This is a genomic window from Ancylobacter sp. (assembly GCF_965229075.1).
GTDB lineage: Bacteria > Pseudomonadota > Alphaproteobacteria > Rhizobiales > Xanthobacteraceae > Ancylobacter.
Window position 1 is genome coordinate 1,972,083 of record NZ_CBDDIO010000002.1, and the last position, 22,553, is coordinate 1,994,635.

Annotated in this window: 20 protein-coding genes; 8 read left to right on the forward strand and 12 right to left on the reverse strand. The window is 68.8% G+C overall.

Going from position 1 to position 22,553, the window contains the following annotated elements; translation table 11 throughout:
- Window positions 1-181: 181 nt before the first annotated feature.
- The 4 genes from ACO07Z_RS15285 to treY all read left to right on the forward strand — a co-directional run bounded on the left by ACO07Z_RS15285 (window position 182) and on the right by treY (window position 6,875).
- Window positions 182-430 carry a hypothetical protein gene (locus ACO07Z_RS15285; RefSeq protein WP_421699482.1) on the forward strand — a complete coding sequence of 83 codons (249 nt, stop codon included), beginning with the start codon at window positions 182-184 and terminating at the stop codon, window positions 428-430.
- Window positions 431-526: 96 nt separating this feature from the next.
- Window positions 527-2,590 (forward strand): glycogen debranching protein GlgX, encoded by a 2,064-nt coding sequence (gene glgX, locus ACO07Z_RS15290; protein ID WP_421699483.1) that lies wholly within the window; start codon window positions 527-529, stop codon window positions 2,588-2,590.
- Window positions 2,587-4,362 carry a malto-oligosyltrehalose trehalohydrolase gene (treZ, locus tag ACO07Z_RS15295; RefSeq protein ID WP_421699484.1) on the forward strand — a complete coding sequence of 592 codons (1,776 nt, stop codon included), beginning with the start codon at window positions 2,587-2,589 and terminating at the stop codon, window positions 4,360-4,362. The genes glgX and treZ overlap by 4 nt, the downstream gene beginning before the upstream one ends.
- A complete protein-coding gene (treY, locus tag ACO07Z_RS15300; protein WP_421699485.1) occupies window positions 4,359-6,875 on the forward strand; it encodes a malto-oligosyltrehalose synthase in 2,517 nt (838 codons plus the stop codon). The genes treZ and treY overlap by 4 nt, the downstream gene beginning before the upstream one ends.
- Before the next feature lie 7 nt (window positions 6,876-6,882).
- Here the strand turns inward: treY and ACO07Z_RS15305 are convergent, their stop codons facing one another.
- From ACO07Z_RS15305 to ACO07Z_RS15320, 4 genes are all read right to left on the reverse strand, one after another.
- Window positions 6,883-7,833 carry a dicarboxylate transporter/tellurite-resistance protein TehA gene (locus ACO07Z_RS15305; protein ID WP_421699486.1) on the reverse strand — a complete coding sequence of 317 codons (951 nt, stop codon included), beginning with the start codon at window positions 7,831-7,833 and terminating at the stop codon, window positions 6,883-6,885.
- A 68-nt stretch (window positions 7,834-7,901) separates the two neighbouring features.
- Window positions 7,902-8,714, reverse strand: a complete 813-nt coding sequence (gene phnE / locus ACO07Z_RS15310) for a phosphonate ABC transporter, permease protein PhnE (protein WP_421699487.1) — start codon at window positions 8,712-8,714, stop codon at window positions 7,902-7,904.
- Window positions 8,707-9,570, reverse strand: a complete 864-nt coding sequence (locus ACO07Z_RS15315; RefSeq protein ID WP_421699488.1) for a phosphonate ABC transporter ATP-binding protein — start codon at window positions 9,568-9,570, stop codon at window positions 8,707-8,709. Before ACO07Z_RS15315 ends, phnE begins: the two co-directional genes overlap by 8 nt.
- Window positions 9,571-9,640: 70 nt before the next feature.
- Window positions 9,641-10,498, reverse strand: coding sequence for a PhnD/SsuA/transferrin family substrate-binding protein (locus ACO07Z_RS15320; RefSeq protein WP_244450471.1), 858 nt, complete (start codon window positions 10,496-10,498; stop codon window positions 9,641-9,643).
- Window positions 10,499-10,601: 103 nt separating this feature from the next.
- Between ACO07Z_RS15320 and ACO07Z_RS15325 the strand changes: the two genes are divergently transcribed.
- From ACO07Z_RS15325 to phnF, 3 genes are read left to right on the forward strand one after another with little or no spacing between them, the layout of a single operon-like run.
- Window positions 10,602-11,282, forward strand: coding sequence for a hypothetical protein (locus ACO07Z_RS15325; RefSeq protein WP_421699489.1), 681 nt, complete (start codon window positions 10,602-10,604; stop codon window positions 11,280-11,282).
- Window positions 11,215-11,781, forward strand: coding sequence for an amidohydrolase family protein (locus tag ACO07Z_RS15330; RefSeq protein ID WP_421699490.1), 567 nt, complete (start codon window positions 11,215-11,217; stop codon window positions 11,779-11,781). The genes ACO07Z_RS15325 and ACO07Z_RS15330 overlap by 68 nt, the downstream gene beginning before the upstream one ends.
- A gap of 4 nt (window positions 11,782-11,785) precedes the next feature.
- Window positions 11,786-12,562: a phosphonate metabolism transcriptional regulator PhnF gene (gene phnF, locus ACO07Z_RS15335; RefSeq protein WP_421699491.1), complete on the forward strand. Its 777-nt coding sequence runs from the start codon at window positions 11,786-11,788 to the stop codon at window positions 12,560-12,562.
- Window positions 12,563-12,569: 7 nt separating this feature from the next.
- Here the strand turns inward: phnF and ACO07Z_RS15340 are convergent, their stop codons facing one another.
- The 6 genes from ACO07Z_RS15340 to ACO07Z_RS15365 form a co-directional block, all read right to left on the reverse strand.
- A complete protein-coding gene (locus ACO07Z_RS15340) occupies window positions 12,570-13,964 on the reverse strand; it encodes an FGGY family carbohydrate kinase (protein ID WP_421699492.1) in 1,395 nt (464 codons plus the stop codon).
- On the reverse strand, window positions 13,964-15,196 hold the full coding sequence (locus ACO07Z_RS15345) for an NAD(P)/FAD-dependent oxidoreductase (protein WP_421699493.1): 1,233 nt from the start codon (window positions 15,194-15,196) through the stop codon (window positions 13,964-13,966). The genes ACO07Z_RS15340 and ACO07Z_RS15345 overlap by 1 nt, the downstream gene beginning before the upstream one ends.
- The gene (locus ACO07Z_RS15350) at window positions 15,193-16,608 is read right to left on the reverse strand and encodes an NAD(P)/FAD-dependent oxidoreductase (protein ID WP_421699494.1); all 1,416 of its coding nucleotides are present in this window, start codon (window positions 16,606-16,608) and stop codon (window positions 15,193-15,195) included. The genes ACO07Z_RS15345 and ACO07Z_RS15350 overlap by 4 nt, the downstream gene beginning before the upstream one ends.
- 135 nt (window positions 16,609-16,743) lie before the next feature.
- The gene (locus ACO07Z_RS15355) at window positions 16,744-17,871 is read right to left on the reverse strand and encodes a C4-dicarboxylate ABC transporter (RefSeq protein WP_421699495.1); all 1,128 of its coding nucleotides are present in this window, start codon (window positions 17,869-17,871) and stop codon (window positions 16,744-16,746) included.
- A gap of 44 nt (window positions 17,872-17,915) precedes the next feature.
- A complete protein-coding gene (locus ACO07Z_RS15360) occupies window positions 17,916-19,253 on the reverse strand; it encodes a TRAP transporter large permease (protein WP_421699496.1) in 1,338 nt (445 codons plus the stop codon).
- Window positions 19,253-19,795 carry a TRAP transporter small permease subunit gene (locus ACO07Z_RS15365; protein WP_421699497.1) on the reverse strand — a complete coding sequence of 181 codons (543 nt, stop codon included), beginning with the start codon at window positions 19,793-19,795 and terminating at the stop codon, window positions 19,253-19,255. The genes ACO07Z_RS15360 and ACO07Z_RS15365 overlap by 1 nt, the downstream gene beginning before the upstream one ends.
- Before the next feature lie 501 nt (window positions 19,796-20,296).
- Here ACO07Z_RS15365 and ACO07Z_RS15370 point away from each other — a divergent pair.
- Complete coding sequence (locus tag ACO07Z_RS15370) at window positions 20,297-21,076, forward strand: DeoR/GlpR family DNA-binding transcription regulator (RefSeq protein WP_421699498.1); 780 nt, start codon at window positions 20,297-20,299, stop codon at window positions 21,074-21,076.
- 72 nt (window positions 21,077-21,148) lie between these two features.
- Here ACO07Z_RS15370 and ACO07Z_RS15375 read toward each other — a convergent pair whose 3' ends face one another.
- Both ACO07Z_RS15375 and ppk2 read right to left on the reverse strand, forming a co-directional pair.
- The gene (locus ACO07Z_RS15375) at window positions 21,149-21,637 is read right to left on the reverse strand and encodes a hypothetical protein (protein ID WP_421699499.1); all 489 of its coding nucleotides are present in this window, start codon (window positions 21,635-21,637) and stop codon (window positions 21,149-21,151) included.
- A 42-nt stretch (window positions 21,638-21,679) separates the two neighbouring features.
- Window positions 21,680-22,480, reverse strand: a complete 801-nt coding sequence (gene ppk2 / locus ACO07Z_RS15380) for a polyphosphate kinase 2 (RefSeq protein ID WP_421699500.1) — start codon at window positions 22,478-22,480, stop codon at window positions 21,680-21,682.
- Window positions 22,481-22,553: the final 73 nt, after the last annotated feature.

Consider the following 22,553-nt stretch of genomic DNA (forward strand, 5'->3'; position numbering starts at 1 on the left):
GGGCCGGGCACCCGCGAGACATCCCGTTCCTGCACAACCTCCCAAGGGCCGGCTTCCGCCGGCCCTCTTTTTATGCGATCGCCGGCTGATGGCCCCCGGCCGGGGCACTTGCTCGGTCCCGACAGGGAACCTTTTGGCGCGGACCTGCGTTTTGTGCTCGATCCGACACATGAGAGCACCCATGTCCGACTGCTACTGGGACGCTGATCTGGAACGCCCGCTGCGCACGCGGGAGGGCCGTCGCCTGCGCACGCTGCGCGACGCCTATGAATTTGTCGGCACCCGCAGCGCCTGCCCCGGCCATCCCGTGGTCAAGACGACGCTCGGCGCGCTCGCCGCCGCGGCGCGGAGCGGGGCGCCGCTCGATCTGCGCCGGGCGCTGGAACGCACGGTGCGCCTCATGCGCGCCAACCACTGGGGCTGGGGCTGACGCTCCACTTGTTCTGACCATTCCGGATGTGCCACGCGCCGCCCCTGCGGCGCGAACGACTGACCGCGTCTTTTCCCTCCTTCTGGTGACCCCATCATGCGCAAGATACTGCCCGGTTCTGCCTTTCCGCTCGGCGTGACGGTCGACGGGAAAGGAACGAATTTTGCGCTCTTCTCGGACAATGCCGTCGGGGTGACGCTGTGCCTGTTCGACCGCTATGGCCAGACCGAGCTGGAGCGCATCGACCTGCACGAATGCACCAACGGCGTCTGGCACTGCTATCTGCCGGGCGTCGGGCGCGGACAGGTCTATGGCTGGCGCGTCCACGGCCCGTGGGCGCCGGACGCTGGCCACCGCTTCAACCCTAACAAGCTGCTGCTCGATCCCTATGCCCGCATGCTGGTGGGCAATATCGAATGGGACGACGCGCTCTATGGCTACACGATCGGCGCCGGCGACGATGCCGATTTGATCATGGACGCGCGCGACAGCGCCCCCTTCATGCCCAAGGCCCGCGTCGTCGCCGGCACGCCGATGGCGGCGACCCAGCACCCGCGCGTCTCCTGGGCCAAGACCGTCATCTATGAGGGCCATGTGCGCGGCCTGACCATGCGCCACCCGCTGATCCCCGAATCCATTCGTGGCACTTTCACCGCGCTCGGCCAGCCGGAATTCATCGACTACCTCGCCAAGCTCGGTGTCACCGCGCTGGAACTGCTCCCGGTCCACGCCTTCACCCAGGACCGGCACCTCATCGACCGGGGGCTCGCCAATTACTGGGGCTACAACACGTTGAACTTCTTCGCCCCGGAGCCGCGCTATCTCGGCGAGGACGGGCTCGACGCCATTGGCGAAGCGGTGGACCGGCTGCACCAGGCCGGCATCGAGATCATTCTCGACGTGGTCTACAACCACACCTGCGAGGGCAACCATCTCGGCCCGACGCTCTCCTTCAAGGGCATCGACAACGCCTCCTATTACCGGCTGCTGCCCGGCAACGGCCGCTATTATGACGACCTCACCGGCTGCGGGAACTCGGTCAACACCGATCATCCGCGCGTGCTGCAGATGGTGATGGATAGCTTGCGCATGTGGGCTTCGGTCTACGGCATTGACGGCTTCCGCTTCGACCTCGCCACCACGCTCGGCCGCCGTCCGGACGGGTTCGATCCCGGCCACGCCTTCTTCAACGCCATCCTGCAGGACCCCACCCTTGGCGGGCTGAAGCTGATCGCCGAGCCGTGGGATGTCGGCCCCGGCGGCTACCAGCTCGGCGCCTTCCCGCCCGGCTTCTCCGAGTGGAACGGCGACTACCGCGACAAGGTGCGCGAGTTCTGGTGCGGTTCGGAAGGGCTGCTGCCGAGCTTCGCCACCCGTTTCGCCGCCTCGCAGGACATCTTCTCGGAAGGCCGCCGCCGGCCGTGGTCGAGCCTCAATTTCATCACCGCCCATGACGGTTTCACCCTGCACGATCTCGTCACCTACAACGACAAGCACAATGAGGCCAATGGCGAGGATGGCCGCGATGGCCATGACGACAATAAGAGCTGGAACTGCGGCGTCGAAGGCGAGACCGACGACCCTGCGATCAACGCGCTGCGCCGCCGGCAGAAGCGCAATTTGATCGCCACGCTGTTCCTCAGCCAGGGCGTGCCCATGTTGCTCGCCGGTGACGAGCGGTCCAACTCGCAGGGCGGCAACAACAACGCCTATTGCCAGGACAATGAGATCGGCTGGGTCGACTGGTCGAATGACGACCCGGAACTGCCGGAATTCGTCGCCCGCCTCGCCCAGCTGCGCAAGACCCATTCCTGCCTGTCGCGGCCGGAATTCCTCACCGGCTCGCGCAACGCGATGGGCCAGCCGGATGTCGCCTGGTTCAACAATGGCGGCACGCGGATGACCGAGGAGAACTGGGCCGATCCGCACTCGAAATGCATCACGCTGCGGCTTGCGCCGGTGCTGCCCGAGGAGCCCTCGCTGGTGATCATGCTCAACGCGTCGCATGTCGATGTCGATTTCGTCGCCCCGCCCGTGCAGTCCGGCCATTGGGAAGCGATCCTCGCGACCGGCGACGATCTCGAAGGCGCGAGCCTCGACGGCGGCGGCACGTTCGGCGTGCCGGCCCGCACGCTCATCGTGTGGGAATGGCGGGCATGAACAGCACTTTCGGCCCGCTGATCGAGGGCGCCACCACTCGCTTCCGCCTGTTCGCCCCTGAGGCCGCCACTGTGAGCCTGGAGATTGACGGCGCGGGGCCGGTGGCGATGGAGAAAGGCGCGGACGGCTTCTTCACCGCCGCTGTCGATGGGCTCAATGCCGGCACACGCTACCGCTTCCGCCTCGGCGAGGGGCAGGCTGGCCTCGCCGTGCCCGATCCCGCCTCGCGTGGGCAGGCGGAGGATGCCGATGGCTGGAGCCTCGTCCCCGCGCCCCTCCCCTCCCGCGCGCCCGGCCCGTCGCGGCCCTGGCATGAGGCCATCATCGCCGAGGTGCATGTCGGCACCGCCACGCCGGAGGGCACGTTCCGCGCGTTGATCGACCGGCTGGACCATTACCGCGACGCCGGCTTCACGGTTATCGAGCTGCTGCCGGTCGCCGACTTCGCCGGGCGCCGCAACTGGGGCTATGACGGCGTGCTGCTCTACGCGCCCGACACCGCCTATGGTTCGCCGGAGGATTTGCGCGCGCTGATCGACGCCGCGCATGAGCGCGGCCTCGGCATGATGCTCGACGTCGTCTACAACCATTTCGGCCCGAGCGGTAATTACCTGCCGCTCTACGCCAAATCCTTCTTCCGCGCGGATATCGACACCCCCTGGGGCCCGGCGATCGACCTCGAAAACCCCGTTGTCCGCGCCTTCTTCAGCGAGAACGCCGCCTATTGGATCGCCGAGTTCGGCTTTGACGGGCTGCGCTTCGACGCGGTGCATGCGCTGGCGACCACGGGCGCCGAGACCTTCCTGCGCGAGATCGCGGCTGCCTGCAGGGCGGCGAAGCCCGATGCCTGGCTGGTGCTGGAGAACCACGACAATATCGCCGGCTGGATGACGGGCGACGATCATCTCTACGACGCGCAGTGGAACGACGACTGGCACCATGCCTTCCATGTGCTGGCGAGCGGCGAGCGCACCGGCTATTACGCCCCCTATGCCAGCGACCCCGTCGCCGCCGCCGGCCGGGCGCTCAGCGAGGGCTTCGTGTTCCAGGGCGAGCCCTATCCCGGCGAGGGGGGGCATCCGCGCGGCACGGTGAGCACGGCGCTGGCCCCCGACGCTTTCGTCGCCTTCGCCCAGAACCACGACCATATTGGCAACCGCCCGCTCGGCGACCGGCTGGCCGCGAGCCTGGCGCCGGAGCGGCTTGCCTTCTTGCGCTTCGTGCTGATGCTCTCGCCTGCCATTCCGCTGCTGTTCCAGGGCGAGGAGGCGCTGCTGTCGCAGCCCTTCCCGTTCTTCTGCGATTTCGAGGGCGATCTTGCCGAGGCGGTGCGCAATGGCCGGCGGAGCGAATTCGCCGATTTCTTCGACGCCCATGGCGAGAGCTTCCCCGACCCGCTGAGCGAAGCGACCTTCATCTCCGCCAAGCTGAAGGCGGAGGATTTCCGCACCCCGCAGGCGCGAGCGGAACTCGACATCTTCCGCCGGCTGGCGGATGAGCGGCGGCGGCTGGTGTGGCCGCTGGCTTTGAGCGGCTATCGCGCCAGCGAACTCAGCCGCACGGGCGAGGCGCTGCGCGTCGCCTGGCACTTCAACGCCGGCACGCTGGTGATGGTGCTGAATGGCGGCCGGCAGGCGGCGACGCTCGACCCGATGACCGGCATTGCCGGTATGCCCGCCGGGGCCAGCACTGGCAGCGTGATCCATGAAGCCGAGGGCAAGCTCACCCTCGGCCCCTTCGCCGCCGCCGTCTGGAGCCTCGCGCCCGTATGAACCCGCCGCTTCGCGCCACCTACCGCCTGCAGTTCCATCGCGGCTTCACCTTTGCCGATGCCGAGGCGCTGGTCCCCTATCTCGCCGAGCTCGGCATCAGCCATCTCTACGCCTCGCCGATCACCATGGCGGTGCCGGGCTCCACCCATGGCTATGACGTGGCCGACCCGACCCGCATCAACCCGGAACTCGGCGGGGAGGAGGGGTTCGCGCGCCTCGCCGCCGCGCTGGCCGCGCGCGGCTTGGGCGTGCTGCTCGACATCGTGCCCAACCATATGGCGGCGTCCAGCCACAACCCGTTCTGGAACGACATGCTGGAAGGCGGGCCGGGTTCGCCCGCCGCCCGCGTGTTCGATGTGAAATGGGAGAGCGGCCGGCTGCTGCTGCCGCTGCTGGGCGATCCGCTCAAAGCTACGCTGGAGGCGGGCAGCCTGTCGCTGGAGGCCGATTACGCGCTCGGACGGATCAATGTCGCCTATGCCGATCACCGCTTCCCGCTGCGCGCGGCGAGCGTGGCGGCGCTGCTGCGCGCGGCCGGGCTTGAGGCCGCCGCCGCCGGCTTCGAGCGGGTGGAGGCCTCGCCCAGCGATGCCGGTCTCGGCGCGGCGCGGGTGGTGTTCACCGGCCTTGGCGAAAGCGAGCGGGCCGCGCTCGACACTGCTCTCGCCGGTGCGGACCTCGCCGCCCTGCTGGAGGCCCAGCACTGGCGCCTCGCCTGGTGGCGGACGGCGGCGCATGACCTCAATTACCGCCGCTTCTTCAACATCACCGACCTTGCCGGCGTCCGCGTCGAGGACCCCGAGGTGTTCGACCTCGTCCACCGCCTGCCGCTGGACCTGATCCGGCGTGGCCTCGTCCATGGCCTGCGCATCGACCACATTGACGGGCTGGTCGACCCGGCCGGCTATTGCGACAGGCTGCGCGCAGCGGTGGGTGCGGGTGTGCCGTTGCTTGTCGAGAAGATTCTTGAGCCGGGCGAGGTGCTGCGCCCGTGGCCGATCGAGGGCACCACCGGCTATGAGCGGATGAACGACATCAACGCGCTCTGTGTCGACCCCGAGGGCTATCGCCGCTTCGAGGAAGATCTGCGGACCCGCCATCTGCTCATCGGCGCGCTGCCCGAGCGGCTCGCTTCGGCGAAACGGCAGGTGCTGGAAGCGAGCCTGAAGGCCGAGGTCGACATTCTGGCGACGCTGGCCCGCGAGGGGCTGGACGAGGCGATGCAGGCCGGCGACCTCACCGACACCGCGATCCGCGACGGCGTGGTGGCGCTGCTCGCCCATTGCCCGGTCTATCGGTCCTATGCCACGCCCAACGGCCATGCGCCCGAGGATGTCGCGATCTGGGAAGAAATCCGCGCCCGCATCGAGGCGAACGAGAACCCGCTCACCACGGCGGCCGCCACGCTGCTGCTGCAGCGGGTGGAGCATCCAGAGCGGCCAAGCGACCATGAGTTCCGCTCGCGCTTCCAGCAGCTCAGCGGCCCGGCCATGGCCAAGGGGTTCGAGGACACCGAGCTTTACCGTTATCCTGTGCTGCTCTGCGCCAATGAGGTGGGCGGCAGTCTCGACCATCCCGCCCGCACGGCGGAGGAGATGCACGCGCTGTATGCGGCGCGGGCGCAGGCGGGGCTGAGCGATCTCATCCCGCTCGCCACCCACGACACCAAGCGCGGCCCCGGCCCGCGCGCCCGCCTCGCCGCGCTCAGCCACCAGCCCGAGCACTGGCTCGCCTTCACCGAAGAGGCGCGGGAACTTGTCGCGCCGCTGCTGCGCGAGGAGGCGGGCATGGCGATGCCCGACCCGCTCGATGCGCATATGATCGTGCAGACGCTGGTCTCGGCCTGGCCGATCACCGCCGAGCGCATGGCGGGGTACATCACCAAAGCGCTGCGCGAGGCCAAGCGCCACAGCAATTGGGAAACGCCGAACGCGCCTTACGAGGAGGCCTGCCTCGCCTTCGCCGCTGCATTGATCGAGGCGCCGGAGGCGGCCGGGTTCCGCGAGCGGCTGGGGGCGCTGGTGGCGGAAATCGCCCCGGCCGGGCGGTTGGTCGGCCTCACCCAGCTCATTCTCCAGCACACGCTGCCGGGCACGCCAGACCTCTATCAGGGCACGGAGTTCCGCGATTTCTCGCTGGTCGACCCGGATAATCGCCGCCCGGTCGACTGGACGGCGCGGCAGGCGGCGCTGCGCGGCGAGGAACCCAATGAGGCCGGCGACGCCGAATATTTCCGGCTGACGCGGGCGCTGCTGGCGCTCCGCAACCGCAATGCGGCACTGACGGGCGGGGACTACCGACCGCTCGACCTTGATCCCGGCCGCGTCGGCTGGTTCGGCTTCGAGCGCTGGCGCGGCGAAGAGGCGGTGCGCGTCGTTGTGCCGACACGCCTGCCGGCCGATGCCGGCGAGGTTGCGTTGCCGGATGAACTCATCGCGCCGGGCTGGCGGGTGCTCGACGCGCTCGGTCCGGATGCGCCTTTCCTGATAGCGGAACGTGGGGCGGCGGGCTGACCGAGGTTCAGCCGACCTTGCTCCTGATGAAACCGGCGACACCGACCAGGCTGCGCAGTGCGATCCAGCCGATGATTGCGTTGCCGGCGACGAACAGCGCCAGCGCCATCTGCGTCACCGGCGCGCCGGCGCCCTGTTCCACCAGCTTCAGCGCAGCGAGCGGCAGGCTGGCCACGCCGAACGTGTAGCCCCAGGCGCCGGGGCCGAAGGGCTGCTGCCGCAGCCAGGGCACGAGGCGCAGCATCACCAGCGCCAGAAAGCAGCCATAGCCGAACAGAGCGAGCGCCGCCCGGTCCGCCGGGCCGGGCGCCAGCGAGAGATAGGCGACGCAGGCCACCGCTGGCGGCGCCAGTTCCATGCCGAGGCTCGCGCGGGCGGTGGCAGGCAGCCCGTGCTGGAACAGCCGGGTGAGGAACACCGATTCCATGGAGAGCCACGAGAACAGCCCCATGCCGAAGAACATCCAGCCCAGCGCCGGCTGGCCGAAGGTGGCGCTGGCGATGCCGGCGACCAGCCCGCCGCCGACGGTGGGCAGATAGAGGATCGGCGTCACTTCCTGCGGCGCCCGCCCGCCCTGCCACAGCCCGCCGACGCTCCACGCGGCGTAGAGCGCGACCCCCGCCGCCCCGGCGATGAACAGGCCCCAGCCGAGCAGCGGCACATGCGGGCCGATGGCGATGGCGGCGATGAGGGTGGAAACGGGCGCCAGCGCGGCGATGAGCCCCTGCGCGGGGTGGCGTATTTCCTCGCGCGCGGCGGCGGGATGGATCAGCCATTTCAGCGCGTAGAGCACGCTCCACAGCGCCCAGAGGGCGAAGGCGGTGACCGCCAGCGCCTCGCCGATCAGCACCGGCGCGCCCCACAACCGGCTCGCCGCCCGCCAGCCATTGGCGAGGCCGCCAATCCCGAGCACGGTGCCGAAGAAGATGGGGCGCATGTGGAGGAGGAGGGAGGTCACGAGTGGGCACCTGTCGCTTGAGGCGCGACACTTACCCCCTCGACCCGCGGAAAGCACCCTCCGCGCGCCTATTGGAACTTCGCCCGCAGCCGGTCGGTGAGGAATTCCATCGCCAGCACGATGACGAAGATGGCGAGGATGATGGCCGAGGCGTTGCGGTACTGGAAAAGGTCGAACGCCACTTTCAGTTCCTGCCCGATGCCACCGGCGCCGACGAGGCCGAGCACCACCGAGGCCCGCACCGCCTTTTCCAGCGCGAAGAGCGAGGAGTTGATCAGTGTCGGCATCACATCCGGCAGGATCGCCCCCAGCAGCACGCTGACGCGGTTGGCGCCGATGGCGTGCAGCGCCTCCTGCGGCTTCTTGTCGGCCTCCTCCATCGCCTCGGCGAAGAAGCGGCCGCAAAAGCCGATCGTGTCGACGACGATGGTCATCGTGCCCGCCACCGCGCCGAGGCCGAGCGTCGAGACGAAGAGCAGGGCCCAGACGAGATCGGGCACGGTGCGGAACAGCGACACCAGCGCGCGCGGGAAATGCCGGAGCGCGCCGAGCGGGGAGATGCCGCGCGCGGCCAGCCAGCCCATGGGCAGGCTGATGAGCACGCCGAACACGGTGCCGACCAGCGCGATCTGCAGCGTCTCCAGAATGCGCCAGCCCATGCGCTGGAGAAAGCCGGGGTCGGTGTTGGGCGGCAGCATGCGGCCGACCAGTTCGGCCATGCGCGGCAGGCCGTTGGCGAGCTTTTCCGGCGAGGGGGCGACCTGCCCCATGGAGGCGAGGAAGAGGGCCGCGACCACCACGATGAGGGTGAAGGTCAGCGGCGACATCGACGGAAGCCGCGAGGGCGGCAGGGCGCGTGTGGCGGTGGCGGCGTCAGCCATGGAACACGCCCTCCATGTCGCGCGCGGTCACCCGCGCGGTGGGCCGGTCGAAATGCACCTTCCCGTCTTTCAGGGCGACGATGCGGTCGGAATAGTCGAGCGCGTGCTGCATGTCGTGCGTGGTGTAGACGAGGGTGATGCCGTGATCGCGGGCGAGATCGGAGAAGATGCGCATGATGTCGCGCCCCACCGCCGGGTCGAGGCTGGCGGCGGGCTCGTCGGCGATCAACAGGCGCGGCCGGCGGATCAGCGCGCGGGCGATGGCGACGCGCTGCGCCTGTCCGCCGGAAAGCTGGTCGGCGCGGGCGCCGGCCTTGTCGGCGAGGCGCACCTCGGCCAGCACCGCCATTGCCTCCTCGCGCCAGTGCTGCGGGGCGAGTGCGTGGTGGAAGGCGCGCCAGCTACCGGGCAGGCCGAGCTTGCCCTGAACGACATTGGTGAGCACGCTCTGCCGCCCGACCAGCCCGTGATTCTGGAACACGAAGCCGATCTGCCGGCGCAGGCGGGCGAGCTGCGCGCCGCTCGGCGCGGCGAGGAAGCGCTCGCCCAGCGTGGTGATTTCGCCGAGCGTCGTCGGCAACAGGCCGATCAGGCATTTGAGCAGGGTGGATTTGCCCGCGCCATTGGAGCCGATGAGCGCCACGCGCTGGTCGGCGCGGATGTCGAGATCGACGCCGGCGAAGACACGCTGCCCGTTGGGATAAGTCTTGGCGAGGCCGCGCGCGCCAATGATCTGCGGGGCGAGCACCGGCGCCGGCGCCTTCACCAGCGGGCCGATCGGCGGGTTGCCGGTGTCGGCCGGGCGCAGGCCGGCGAGATGCGGCACGGGAACGGGCTCGATCGGAACGCGCTCCATGGCGGCCTCCATCGCGAAAAACACAGAAGCGCCGGACGGGGCAGAGCCCGCCCGGCGCCGGGAAAGCGGATCAGTTGATGAAGCTGCCGAAGCTCTCAATGCCGATGGTGCGGTACATCGAGCGGACATAGTCGTAATCGCTGTCCGTCACGTCGGTGATGAAGACACCGCCCTTGAACTTCTGATTGTCCTCGCCCTTCAGCACGGCGTTCATCAGCTCGTTGCCGTGCTTGAGGAAGGCTTCGCGCACCTTCACGAACACCTCCTCGGGAATGTCCTTGCGGGCGACGAGGATGTCGTTCGGCAGGTCGCGGCCACGGGCGACGACGGCGAAGGCAGCGTTGGGGAACGCCTTGCGGATGGAGTTGAGATGGCCATAGTTCAGGCCGATGGCGGCGATGTCGCCGCGGATCAGCGCTTCCGCCGCAACGTTGCGGGAGATGATGACGCCCTCATAATCCTTGCCATACATGATGCCGAAATCGGCCAGCACCTGCGCCGGGCCGAGATGCTGCGAGGTGGAGCCGACCGAGCCGAAGGAGACCTTCTTGCCCTTGAGGTCGTCGATGGAACGGATCGGCCCGTTGGCCAGCACCGCGATTTGCGCGAAATAATCCGGGCGCTGCCAGGCGACGACGATGCGCGGGTCGCTGAGCTGCTTCATGACGACATATTCGGCCGGGCCGGTGAGCACGAGCTCGACATGGCCGGAATTCATCGCCTCGACAGCGGCGGTGCGCGAGCTGACCGGGATCAGCTCGATGTCGAGCCCGGTGAGCTTCGACAGTTCCTTCTGGAAGCCGCCGAACTCCTGCTGCAGCGCCTCCAGCCCCTCAATGTCGGTCACGGCGAAACGCACGGGTTCGGCGCTTGCGGCGAAGGCGGTCACCACGGTGATGGCGAGAGCGGAAACAAGCCTGCGAAACATTTTGTGCCCTTTGCTGTATAGACAGGAACTATGGACTGCGATTATCTGTATAGACAGCGTATGACGCATACGTGACAGTGACCTAGGGGACGATGAGGCGGTGATGAGCGTGCGTATCGAGAACGGACTGGCGCTGGTCGATGGCCGGTGGAGCGAGGAGCCGCTGGCGCTGCGTGGGGCGCTTCTGGCGGATGACGCCACCTCCGGCGCGCCGGCGCGGGTCATCGACGCGTCGGGCCTCCTCGTGCTGCCGGGCATCGTCGACATTCACGGCGACGCCTTCGAGCGCTACATCATGCCGCGCCCGGGGGTGCGCTTCGACACCACGCTCGCCTTGCGCGACACCGACCGGCAGCTGGTGGCCAACGGCATCACCACCGCCTTTCACGGCGTCACCATCTCCTGGGAGCCGGGTCTGCGCTCGGTGGAAGCGGCGCGCGCCTTCGTCGCCACGCTGATGGACATCCGCCCCGGCCTTGCCTGCGACACCCGCCTGCATCTGCGCTGGGAGACCTTCGCGCTGGAGGCGCTGGAAGAGGTGCGCGGCTGGCTGGCGCTCGACCCCGCGCCGATCCTCGCCTTCAACGACCACACGACCGGCTCGGTGCTCAAGGGCACCATCGCGCGCAAGATCGGCCAGATGGCCGAGCGGTCCGGCCTGACACAGGACGATTACCGCGCGTTGCTGGACCGCGTGTGGGGGGGCGCGCGAGGCCGTGCCCGCCGCCATTGCGAGCCTCGCGGCCAGCGCGCGGGCGAACGGCAATGTGTTGCTGGCCCATGACGAGAATTCGCCGGCCGAGCGCGCGCAGTTCCGCGCGCTGGGCGCGGTGGCGTCCGAATTCCCGATGAACCCGGAGACCGCGCAGGCCGCCCGCGATGCCGGCGAGGATGTGATCCTCGGCGCGCCGAATGTGGTGCGCGGCGGCAGCCATAATGGCGCGCAGAGCGCGGGGGAGGCGGTGGCCGCCGGGCGCTGCACCGTGCTGACCAGCGATTATCACTACCCCTCGCCGCTCTATGCCGCCTTCACCCTGGCGGCCGGCGACCGCGACGCGCTGGCGCGGCACTGGCCGCTCATCTCCGCCAACCCCGCCCGCGTCGCCCGTCTGGACGATCGCGGCTGGCTGGCGCCGGGGCAGCGGGCGGATCTGCTGCTGGTCGATGCCTCGGACATGGCGCATCCGGAAGTTGTGGCGACGCTGGTCGAAGGGCGTATCGTCCATGCGCGCCGGGCGGTGGAGCATCGCCCCGTCGCGGGCGTGGCACAGGCGGCGGAGTGAGGGCGTGAACCGAAGCGTGAAGGCACAGGCCGGGGGGGCGAGCGATGTGTCCGGCTTTGACGGGCTGGTGTTCCGCCCGCGCCGGGACACCCCGATCTGGCAGCAGATTTACGATTACATCCTCGCGCTGATCGAGAGCGGCTATTTGCGGCCGGGCAGCCAGCTGCCGGGCGAGGTGCATCTGGCGGAAAAGCTCGGCGTCACCCGCATCACGCTGCGCCGGGCGCTGCAGCAATTGCAGCAGGAAGGCCACCTCACCGCCCGCAAGGGGGTGGGGGCGTTCGTGCGCAGCCTGCCCTCGGCGCTGGTGGTGCGCGACGGCAGCCGCTTCGCCGAGAGCCTGCGTGCCGACGGCAAGGCGGTCACCACCACGACGACGCTGCTGGAAGAGGAGTTCGCCGACGCCGCGGCCGCCGAGCAGCTGCATCTGCCGCCCGGTGCGCCGGTGGTGCGGCTGCGCCGCGTGCGCGCGGCCGACGGGCAGCCGATCTATATCAGCACCAAGGTGTTTCCCGCCGCTTTGCTGCCGGACTTCGCCACCGTCTATTCCCGCCGCCAGTCGGTGACGGATGTGTTCATCGCCCATGGCATCCAGAAATATCGCCGCGCCGAAACCCGGATCAGCGGCGGCTTCGCCACAGCGGAGGAGGCGAGCCTCCTGGCGCTGACGCCGGGCACGCCGGTGTTCCGCACCAGCTCCATCAACACCGACGCGGCCGGCAACCGCATCGAATGGGCACGCGGCTGCTGGCTGCTCACCTCGGTCGACTTCGTGTTCTGAGGCGGCGTTACGCCCGCCAGCCCCGGCTTTTCGCCACCGCCTCGGCGAACCGGGCGTGGTCCTGCGGGCTCACCGAACCGTCCGGGGCGAAATGGCGATCGGCGCCGCGCGCGGCACTGATATCGACGCCGCACAGCGCGGCGAGACCGAGCGCGGTCATTTCGTGCTGCGCCGGCACCTTCACCACCCGCCCGCTGGCGGCGGCGAGGAAGCGGGCGAAATAGGTGCTTTGCGAGAGGCCGCCATCGATGGAAATCGCCGTGATCGGCGCGCCGGCAGCCTCCGCCGCGTCGATCAGCCCGACGGTGAGCAGAGCAATGCCTTCGAGCGCCGCCCGCACCATATCGCGCCGGTCGGTCGCCGCCTCCATGCCGATGAACAGCGGTGCCGCCTTGCGGTCCCAATAGGGCGCGGCAAGGCCGGACAGCGCCGGCACGAACACCAGTCCGCGGCTGAGAGCGGAGGGGCCGGTGAAGCCGTCGAGTTCGGCCGTGTCGCTGTAGAGACCGAGCCGGCGCAGCCATTCCAGAGCCGCCCCGGCATCATAGACCCCGCCCTCAATGGCGAAGACCGGCGCCTCGCCCATGCGCTGCCAGCCGATGGTGGGCAGCAGCCCCTCCGGCGCGGGCCGCTCCGCGCCGGCGAGGACGAGCAGGAAGGCGCCGGTGCCGAAGGTGATCTTGGCATCCCCCGGCGCCCGGCAGCCATGGCCATACAGCGCCGCCTGCTGGTCGACGATGGACACGCGCAGCGGCACGCCGTCGATCGTCCCGAAACCGGAATCGACGGCACGGATGGGGGGGAGGAACTCGCGCGGCACGCCGTGGAGATCGCAGAGTTCCGCGCTCCAGCGCCCGGTGGCAAGGTCGAGCAGGCCGGTGCGCGAAGCGGTGGCGAGATCGGTGGCGAAGGTGCCGGTAAGCCGGTCGAGGAAATAGGCGTCGGTGGTGCCGAGCCGCAGCCGCCCGGTCGCCCGCGCGGTAGCGACGCCGGGCACATTCTCCATCAGCCAGCCGAGCTTGGAGGCGGAGAAATACGGGTCGAGCGGCAGGCCGCTGATCGTCTTGGCGCGTGCCGCCTGTTTCGCCGGGCGCGCGGCCAGGCTGTCCGCTGTGCGCGCATCCTGCCAGACGATGATGGGAGAGAGCGCGTCCCCGCTCACCGCGTCCCAGGCGAGGCAGCTCTCGCCCTGATTGGCGAGGGCGATGGCGTCCACTTCACCGGCGGCGGCAATGAGCGCGCGGATATTGCGCAGGAGCTCGGCCGGGTCGTGCTCCACCCAGCCCGGCGCGGGGTGGCGCTGGGCATGGGTCAGGCTGCCGGCCACCCGCGCCGTGCCATCCGCCTCGACCACGAGGCAGCGCGTGGAAGTGGTGCCCTGGTCGATCGCGGCGACACGCATCAGGCGGCCTCCTCGAAGCGGAGATGCACGGCGTCGGCGGTGAGCGCGGCGCATGGGATCGGCACCAGGACGCGCCGCTCGGGCATCCAGGCCCCCCGCGCCGACCACGTCTCGCGCCCGTCAATGAGCAGCGCCAGCCGCCCGCGCGCCCGGCGCAGGAAGCGCAGCTGGAAATCGGGGAAGGCGGGCGTCGCGCGCGCCCCGCGCCGGATCAGGCCGGGAACCGCCAGCTTGATCGGCGGGTCGAAGGTGACGGGAATGAGCGCGTCCGCGTCGTCGCCTGCCTCGCCGCGCGCCAAATCCTCGGCCATGGCGCGGCCGACGGCACGACCCTCGCGGAACGACCAGCCGCCGGTCTCCACCGCCCGCAACAGATTGCCGGCGGCGAAGACATGGGGGTCGGCGGTGCGGCCGAACGGGTCGATGGCCGGGCCGGAACTGCCGGCGTCGACGCCGATGGCGGACTGACGCAGCAGCGCCGATTCCGGGGTGAAGCGGCCGGTGAACAGCACGCCGTCGCAGGCGAAGATGCGCTCCGTGCCGTCGGCAAGGCGCACCGTCGCCTCTTCCACCCGCGTCGTCCCTTTAATGTCGACAAGTTCCGCGCCGGCATGGAAGGGCACGCCCATCAGCCGGGGAAAGGCCATCAGCGGCGCCGGGGCGAGCGGGTGCGGGCCGGGCTCGATCATCGCCACCGGCCGCGCGCCATGGCTCTTGCAGGTGAGCACGGCGGAAAGGCTGACCAGTTCCGAGCCGACAATGAGCGGGCGGCGGAACGGCATCAGCCCGTGAAAGGCGACATAGGCCTGCAGCGCGCCGGTCGTGACCACGCCCACCGGCCGGTCGCCGGAAACGAGGCGCGCCGCGCGCGGCGTCTCGCGCGTGCCGGTGGCGATGAGCAGGCGCTTCGCGGCCAGGGTTTCGACCCCGCGCGGGGAGGTGACGTGGAGCTGGCCATCCGGCTCGATCCGCACCACGGAGTGTCCTGTGCGCAGTTCGACCCCGGCGCGGGCGATCTCCGCTTCCAGCCGCCTGCCATAGGCGGCGCCGAGATAGACCCGGCCGAATTCGCGCATGCCGAAGGGCGAATGGCTGCAATGGCGGGTGGCGCCGCCGAGATGCGGCTCGCGTTCCAGCAGCACGACGCGGGCGACGCTCTGGCGGCGCAGCTCCAGCGCCGCCGCGACCCCGGCCGGCCCGCCGCCGACGATGAGGACATCCGCCTCGCTCATGATGCGTCGCCTCCCACCGCCAGCGGTTCGGCCAGATGGCCGCGCGTCATCTCGGCGAGGCGGGCATTGCAGTAGAAGCCCTGGCAGCGGCCCATGCCGGCGCGGGTGCGCCGCCGCAGCCCGCCGAAATCGCCCGGCGACACCTCGGAGGCGAGCGCCGCCTCGATCTCGCGCTTGGTCACCAGTTCGCAATGGCAGACGATCTCGCCATGCTCCGGCTGCTGCCAGTCGCGCGGCAGCGTTTCGGTGAGGTTGGGCAGGCGCACCGGCGGCGCGCTTTCCACCGGCGCGAGGCCGAGGCCGAAGCCTTCGATCAGCCGAAGCGCGTGCTGTGCCAGGCCGAGCGCGGCGCTGAGACCGGTGGAGCGGATGCCGCCAAGGGTGACGGCGCGGCTCTCCGGCCGGCAGAAGACGCGATAGGCCTTGCTCTCGCTCGCCGGGCGCAGGCCGGCATAAATGGCGGTGACCGGAATGCCCGCCAGCGCCGGCACGATCTCCGCTCCGCGTGCCAGCAGCGCTTCCAGCGTGTCCTTCTCCACCGTGGCGCGGACGCGGTCGTCCTGTTCCTCGGCGGTGGGGCCGATCAGCACATTGCCGAAGGCGGTGGGGCAGACGACGACGCCCTTGGTGATTTCCGTCGGCACCGGCAGCACGATGCGCGGCACATGCGCGGCGGCCGCCTTGTCCAGCACGACGAACTGGCCCTTGCGCGGGCGGATCTCGAATTCCGGGGCAAAGCCGAGGCGGGCATCGACGATGTCGCCATAGAGCCCGGCGGTGTTGACCACGGCGCGGGCGCGCACGTCCCCGGTGGTGGTCGAGAGATGCCACTCCCCGTCATAGCGGCCCGCGATCAGCTCGGCGTGGCGCAGGAAGCGCGCGCCGAGCTTTACGCCTTGCGTGAGATAGGCGAGCGGCGCGGTCCAGGGGTCGATGATGTGCTCGTCCGCCACCTCCAGCGCCGCGACCAGCCGCTCGGAGAGGCCGGACATGGTGGCGCGGGCGGCGTGGCCGGAGAGCAGCTCCAGCGCCGCGATGCCATTGGCCCGGCCCTGCGCGGCGATGGCCTCCAGCTTTTCCGCCTCAACGTCGTTCCAGGCGCAGACCAGCGCGCCGGTCTTCACCACGGAGAGGCCCAGCGAACCGGCGATGGCGAGATATTCCGCGCGTCCCGCCTTGATGAGATCGAGTTCGAGACTGCCGGGCGGGGCGTCGAAGCCGGTATGCAGAATGGCGCTGTTGGCCTTCGAGGCGCCGGAGAGGATATCGCTGCCCTTCTCGATCAGCACCACCTTGGCGCCGGCGAGCGCAAGGCGCCGCACCACCGCGCAGCCGACCACGCCGGCGCCGATGACGGCGACATCGAAGGTCTCGCGGGGGGCTGAGAGGGTGGGGGCGGTTGCGGGGAGCATGCGGCTCCTTTCCTGGTCGGCACGGCCGCAGCGGGGCGGTCGGGCCCGGCTGGCAGGTGACAGTGAGCGCTGGGGGGGCGGGCGCTCGGGGCCCCGCCGCCGCGCGGGCGGCGGGACAATTGGCGGTGAGGCGGCTCAGCGATAGGGGTAGCCGGCCTTCTGCATGGTCTCGTCATATTTCTTGAAGGCGGCGACCACCTTGGCCGCGCGCGGGCTGGACGACGACACCTCGTCCCAGAAGCCCTTGGAATCGGCCACCACCTGCGCCCATTCGGCCGGCGGCAGGGCGGTCAGCTCCATCTTGTTGCCCTCGACGCGCAGCTTAGCCTCGCCGCCCCAGTACCAGACATCGCGGTAATAGTGCGACTGGTCGATGCTCATCAGGAACAGCTCCTTGAGATGCGCCGGCACCTTCTCCCAGCTCGGCGTGTTGGCGAAGTAGCTGCCGAACCAGGCGCCGGTGACCGAATTGGTCAGCGCGTAGTTGCACACATCCGCCCAGCCCACCTCATAGGCCTCGGTGAAGCCGCACCAGGCCACGCCGTCGAGTTCGCCGGTCTGCAGCGCCACTTCCACGTTGTCCCACGGGATGGTCACCGGCACGAGGCCGTATTTGGAGAGGAACTTGCCGGCCGTCGGCACGCCGAACACGCGCAGGCCGGCCATGTCGGCGAGGCTCTTGATCGGCTTGTTGACGGTGAAGATGTGCAGCGGGTCCCAGGCGCCGGTCGACAGCCAGGTGACGTTCGGCACCTCGGCATAGGCCTCGGCCCAGATTTCCTTGAGGCCGTAATAGCGGAACAGCGCCGGCACATCGAGGCTGTAGCGGGTGGCGAAGGGGAAGTAGCCGCCAAACACCGCGATATCGACCGGCGAGGCCATGGTCGCCTCGTCCGACTGCACCGCGTCGAGCGTGCCGGTCTGCAAGGCGCGGAACAGGTCGGAGGTCGGCACCAGCTGGTCGGCGTAATAGAGCTCGATCTCCATCGCGCCATTGGCGGCGGCATTGAAGGCGTCGATCTGCGGCTTGATCACATGCGCGCCGAGCGGGGCGCCGGAATAGGTCTGCAGCCGCCACTTGATGGTGCCGGCCTGGGCGATGACGGCGGGGGCGGCAAGCGTCGAGCCGGCGAGCGCCGCGCCGGTGCCGAGCGCCGCCTTGCCGAGGAAGCTGCGGCGGGTGGCGAGAATGGCGTCGGCGGCGGGGTCGACCTTTTTCGGGAAGGGCGTCGTCGCGGCGGGCTTCTTGATGTCGTCGGTCATCTTGTTCTCCTCTGGAAGGGGGAAAGATTGGACAAGGCCGTTGATCAGCCTTTGACCTTCATGTGTTCGGGGAGCCAGAGCGCGATCTGCGGGAAGACCATCAGGATGACGATGGTGAACAGCATGATCGCGGCGAAGGGCCAGATCGACTTGTAGATGTCGACCAGCGAGATTTCCTTCGGCGCCAGCGAGCGCATCAGGAACAGATTGTAGCCGAAGGGTGGGGTGATGTAGGCGATCTGGCAGGTAATCGTGTACAGGATACCGTACCAGATCAGCTGGTTGTCGAAGCCGAGATCGAGTGCCTTCACCAGCGGGATGTAGAGCGGCGCGACGATGACGAGCATCGCCGTGTCGTCGAGGAACATCCCCATGATGATGAAGCTCAGCTGCATCATGATGATGATGGTCCAGGGGTTGAGATCCCACTGCTTGACGAACAGGAACTCGATCGCCTTCACCGCGCCGAGCCCGTCGAACACGGTGCCGAAGGCGAGCGCGGCCAGGATCAGCCACATGAACATGCAGGAGACGTTCAGCGTCTTCAGCGCGGTGTCGCGCAGCACCGGCCAGTTCAGCCGGCGCTTGGCCAGCGCCGCCAGCGTCGCCGTGGTGGCGCCGACCGCCGAGCTTTCCACCAGGCTGGTGACGCCGAAGACGAACAGGCCGGTCATAAAGAAGAAGATGGCGAAGGGAATGATGCCCGCCCGCGCCAGCGCCAGCTTTTCGCGCAGCGGCATGTTCAGCTCTTCGTCCGTCAGCGCGGGCGCCAGCTTCGGGTTCAGCTTCACGCGGATGTAGATGTAGATGATGAACAGCGCGGCCATCAAAAGGCCCGGCCCGACACCGGCGAACCACAGCTTGGACACCGGCTGGCGGGCGATCATGCCGTAGAGCACCAGCACCACCGACGGCGGGATGAGGATGCCGAGCGAGGAGCCGCCCTGGATGACGCCCGAGATCAGCACCTTGTCATAGCCGCGGCGGATCATTTCCGGCAAGGCGATGGTGGCGCCGATGGCCATGCCGGCGACGGAGAGGCCGTTCATCGCCGAGATGATGACCATCAGGAAGATGGTGCCGATGGCAAGGCCGCCGGTGAAGCGCCCGAACCAGACATGCAGCGCTCGGTATAGATCCTCCGCGATGCCGGATTCCGCGAGGACGTAGCCCATATAGATGAACATGGGCAGGGTCAGCATCGCGTACCAGTTGAACAGCTTGAACACCTGGTTGAACGGCAGGTCCATGGCGCCGGGACCATAGAGCAGCAGCGCCGCGGCGGAGGCGACGAAGCCGATGCCGGCGAAGACCAGCTGGCCGCTGATCAGCGCCAGCACCATCGACGCGAACATCAAGAGCGCGATCGTCTCATAGGACATCAGAGCTTCTCCCCGCGCAGGGTGGCGATATGCTTGAACACCAGCGCGAAGGCCTGCATCAGCATCAGAACGAGACAGACGGTGAGCAGCGCCTTGATCGGAATCACCGAGGGATTCCAGATCGAGAAGCGCTTCTCATTGGTGGCAATGGCGTATTGCAGGCTGGAAATGGAGCCGGCGAGCAGCACGCCGAGATAGAAGATGAGGCACCAGACGGTGGCGAGGTCCATCTTCGCCTTGCCGCGCTCCGACAGGGTCGAATACCAGAGGTCCATCCGCACATGCTCATTGTTCTTGAGCGTGAACGGGCCACCCATGAAGTAATAGGCCGCGAGCATGAACTGGGTGAGTTCCACCGCCCAGTGCACCGGCATCTTGATGAGGTTGCGGGTCACCGCATCGAACATCAGCACCCCGCCCATGGCGAAGACCAGAGAGGCGGCGAGATAGCCGACATAGTCCGAGAGCTTGTCCGTCACGCGGACATAGGCGGCGATCAGCCGCCAGACGCCCCCGCTCCGCTTCACGCCTTCCACCTGCACGCGGTGTCTCCATGGCTGGCCGGGCGTCCCTCGCCAGGCGGCAGGACGCACGCCCGCGACGCCGCGCCGGCCGGGGCCAGCGCAGGGTGATGCGGGGTGCGGCGCTGCCGCCGTCGGCCGGGCGCGAGCCCGGCAGGTGCTGCCCGGTTCAATTCAGTCCCCTCGCGCTGCATTGCACTAATGTTGTGCTTGCTTGATTTTTTCGCGCTTGCGATCACTCTAACGTAACGGAGCGCAAAGGGAAGCCCGATTTTTGACCTAATTGCCCGTTCGGTCGCTGATTTTGTGAACAAAAAGTCCGAACGGTCGGTCGCGGCCCGGATTCCTTGACCAATTCGATGTTTCGCGCGGAATCCACTGGATTAACGCCGCCCATTCGGTCAAGCTTGGCCGTATTGACCGCCTTTCCGCTCTGGCATAACCGATCCCGCATGCCTAAATCGCCCGAACGGGCAGGGGCGGCATGGGGCGGCGCGGGGCGCGGCTCGTTGGGAGACAGGCTTGGCACTTTCCTCGCGCCATCAGGACATCGTCGCGCTGGTCGCCGCTGCGGGCGAACTGACCGTGGAGGCGCTGTCCGACCGGCTCGGCGTCTCGCGCGAGACGGTGCGGCGCGATCTCGCGCGGCTGGAATCCACGGGGCATCTGCGCCGCTACCATGGCGGCGCGCGCGCGCTCGCCGCGCCGGGCGCCGAACCCGACGAGGAACGCCCCTTCGCCCAGCGCATGGTGCAGAACGCGGCCGGCAAGAAGCGCATCGCGCTGGCGGCGCGGGAGCTGTTCGGGCCCGAGGATTCGCTGTTCATCGACACCGGCAGCACCACCATCGCCTTCGCCGAGGCGCTGGCGACGCGGCCGGCGCTGGTCGCCATCACCAATGCGCCGCGCATCGCCGCGACACTGGCGGCGCCCCATACGCACAAGGTGTTCCTGCTCGGCGGGGCCTATGGCGCCGATGCGGGGGAGAGCCTCGGCCCGCTGGCCCTGGAGCAGATCGGCAAGTTCCGCGCACGCCACGCCGTGCTCACCATCGGCGCCATCGACGCCCATGCGGTGATGGATTTCGACCTGCAGGAGGCGGAAGTGGCGAAGGCGATGATCGAGCGCGCCGACCGCGTCACCGTGCTGGCCGATCACAGCAAGTTCGAGCGCGGCGCGGTGTTCGAGGTCGCGCCGCTGGCGCGCATCGACCGGCTGGTGACCGATCTGCCGCCCTCCGAGGCGATGAGGCGCGCCCTCACCGAGGCCGGGGTGGAGCTGATCGTCGCCGACGCGGAATAGGTGGACGACGGGATCCTCCTCCTCTGCGGCCCCTCTGCGGGTGTCGTCCCGCTAACGCTTGCCCCAGTCCCCCTATCGCTTGCCCCACGTCAGGTACATGCCGACATCGCCGGGCATGTCGTTGGGCCATTCCACGATGAGGGCGGAAAGCCCGTAGCCGGCGCTTTTCAAATGGTCGCGCCAGATTTCATAGGCCTGGCGCGGGCGTCCGGTCAGTGTCTCCGGCCAGCCGGGCTCGGCATTGTTGATCGCCCGCCCATGGTCGGTGCACAGCGTGTTGGGGAAGCGCATGACCATGATCTCGGTCTCGCCGCGCTCGGCGGCGGCGCGCATCTTCACCAGCAGCGTCTCGGCGAGTTCGTGCAGCTTCTGCGGCGTCAGCTCGATGGGTTCGGCGAGCCGCTTGGCCAGCTCCTCCTTGGCGTGGCGGGCATGGTCCATCGCCTCCACCGCCTCGTTCATCTTCGCCAGCGCGATCTTGTCCATGTAGCCGCGCAGATCGGCGGCGGACATGAAGCTTTCATCGCCGAGCTTGTCGTGCGGGCCGGTGGGGTCGGTCATTGTTCGCTCCTCTGATTGTTGTTGCCGGCGGCGGATGGGCATTCAGAAAATCGCCGGGACGTGGTGGCGCACATCCTCCGGCTCGACATAGCCCTTGGGCCTCTGCCGCTTCGGCAGGGTGATCTTGTCGCGCTTGGGCGCCTCATAGGGCACCTTGGACAGCAAATGGCTGATGACGTTGAGCCGGGTGCGCTTCTTGTCGTCGGAGCGCGCGACATACCAGGGTGCCCAGGCGCTGTCGGAGGCGGTGAACATGGCGTCGCGGGCGCGGGAATAATCGTACCAGCGGCCATAGGATTCGAGGTCCATCGGCGAGAGCTTCCAGATCTTGCGCGGGTCGTGAATGCGCTGCTCGATCCGGCGGGTCTGTTCCTCCGGGCTCACTTCCAGCCAGTATTTCAGCAGGATCACGCCGGATTCGACGACGACGCGCTCGACGGCGGAAATGGTGTCGAGGAACTTCTCCGCCTCCGCCTCGCTGCAGAAGCCCATCACCCGCTCGACGCCGGCGCGGTTGTACCAGGAGCGGTCGAAGATCACGATCTCGCCCGCCGCCGGCAGATGCGGCAGGTAGCGCTGGGCATACATCTGCGATTTCTCGCGCTCGCTCGGCGCCGGCAGGGCGACGACACGGAACACGCGCGGGCTCACCCGCTCGGTGATGGCCTTGATGACGCCGCCCTTGCCGGCGCCGTCGCGGCCCTCGAACAGGATGCAGATCTTCGCGCCGGTCGCCTTGGTCCATTCCTGCAGCGCGACGAGTTCGCCATGCAGGCGCTTGAGTTCGCGCTCATACACCTTGCGGGAGAGAGGGGCGGGCGTTTCGTCGCTCGTGTCGCTCATGGGTCTGCCCTGTCCAGCACAGCCGCAGCCCGCTGCCGCCAGGACGGATACGGGCACTACGCCCTTACCCTAG

What these genes read in the sequence shown, in the direction of transcription:
- treZ (WP_421699484.1), top strand. Translation starts at nt 2,587, where the DNA reads ATGAACAGCACTTTCGGCCCGCTGATCGAGGGCGCCACCACTCGCTTC.
- ACO07Z_RS15345 (WP_421699493.1), bottom strand. Translation starts at nt 15,196, where the DNA reads ATGAGCGAGGCGGATGTCCTCATCGTCGGCGGCGGGCCGGCCGGGGTC.
- ACO07Z_RS15325 (WP_421699489.1), top strand. Translation starts at nt 10,602, where the DNA reads ATGAGCGTGCGTATCGAGAACGGACTGGCGCTGGTCGATGGCCGGTGG.
- ACO07Z_RS15285 (WP_421699482.1), top strand. Translation starts at nt 182, where the DNA reads ATGTCCGACTGCTACTGGGACGCTGATCTGGAACGCCCGCTGCGCACG.
- ACO07Z_RS15315 (WP_421699488.1), bottom strand. Translation starts at nt 9,570, where the DNA reads ATGGAGCGCGTTCCGATCGAGCCCGTTCCCGTGCCGCATCTCGCCGGC.
- treY (WP_421699485.1), top strand. Translation starts at nt 4,359, where the DNA reads ATGAACCCGCCGCTTCGCGCCACCTACCGCCTGCAGTTCCATCGCGGC.
- ACO07Z_RS15375 (WP_421699499.1), bottom strand. Translation starts at nt 21,637, where the DNA reads ATGACCGACCCCACCGGCCCGCACGACAAGCTCGGCGATGAAAGCTTC.
- ACO07Z_RS15355 (WP_421699495.1), bottom strand. Translation starts at nt 17,871, where the DNA reads ATGACCGACGACATCAAGAAGCCCGCCGCGACGACGCCCTTCCCGAAA.
- ACO07Z_RS15320 (WP_244450471.1), bottom strand. Translation starts at nt 10,498, where the DNA reads ATGTTTCGCAGGCTTGTTTCCGCTCTCGCCATCACCGTGGTGACCGCC.
- ACO07Z_RS15340 (WP_421699492.1), bottom strand. Translation starts at nt 13,964, where the DNA reads ATGCGTGTCGCCGCGATCGACCAGGGCACCACTTCCACGCGCTGCCTC.
- ppk2 (WP_421699500.1), bottom strand. Translation starts at nt 22,480, where the DNA reads ATGAGCGACACGAGCGACGAAACGCCCGCCCCTCTCTCCCGCAAGGTG.
- glgX (WP_421699483.1), top strand. Translation starts at nt 527, where the DNA reads ATGCGCAAGATACTGCCCGGTTCTGCCTTTCCGCTCGGCGTGACGGTC.
- ACO07Z_RS15360 (WP_421699496.1), bottom strand. Translation starts at nt 19,253, where the DNA reads ATGTCCTATGAGACGATCGCGCTCTTGATGTTCGCGTCGATGGTGCTG.
- phnE (WP_421699487.1), bottom strand. Translation starts at nt 8,714, where the DNA reads ATGGCTGACGCCGCCACCGCCACACGCGCCCTGCCGCCCTCGCGGCTT.
- ACO07Z_RS15350 (WP_421699494.1), bottom strand. Translation starts at nt 16,608, where the DNA reads ATGCTCCCCGCAACCGCCCCCACCCTCTCAGCCCCCCGCGAGACCTTC.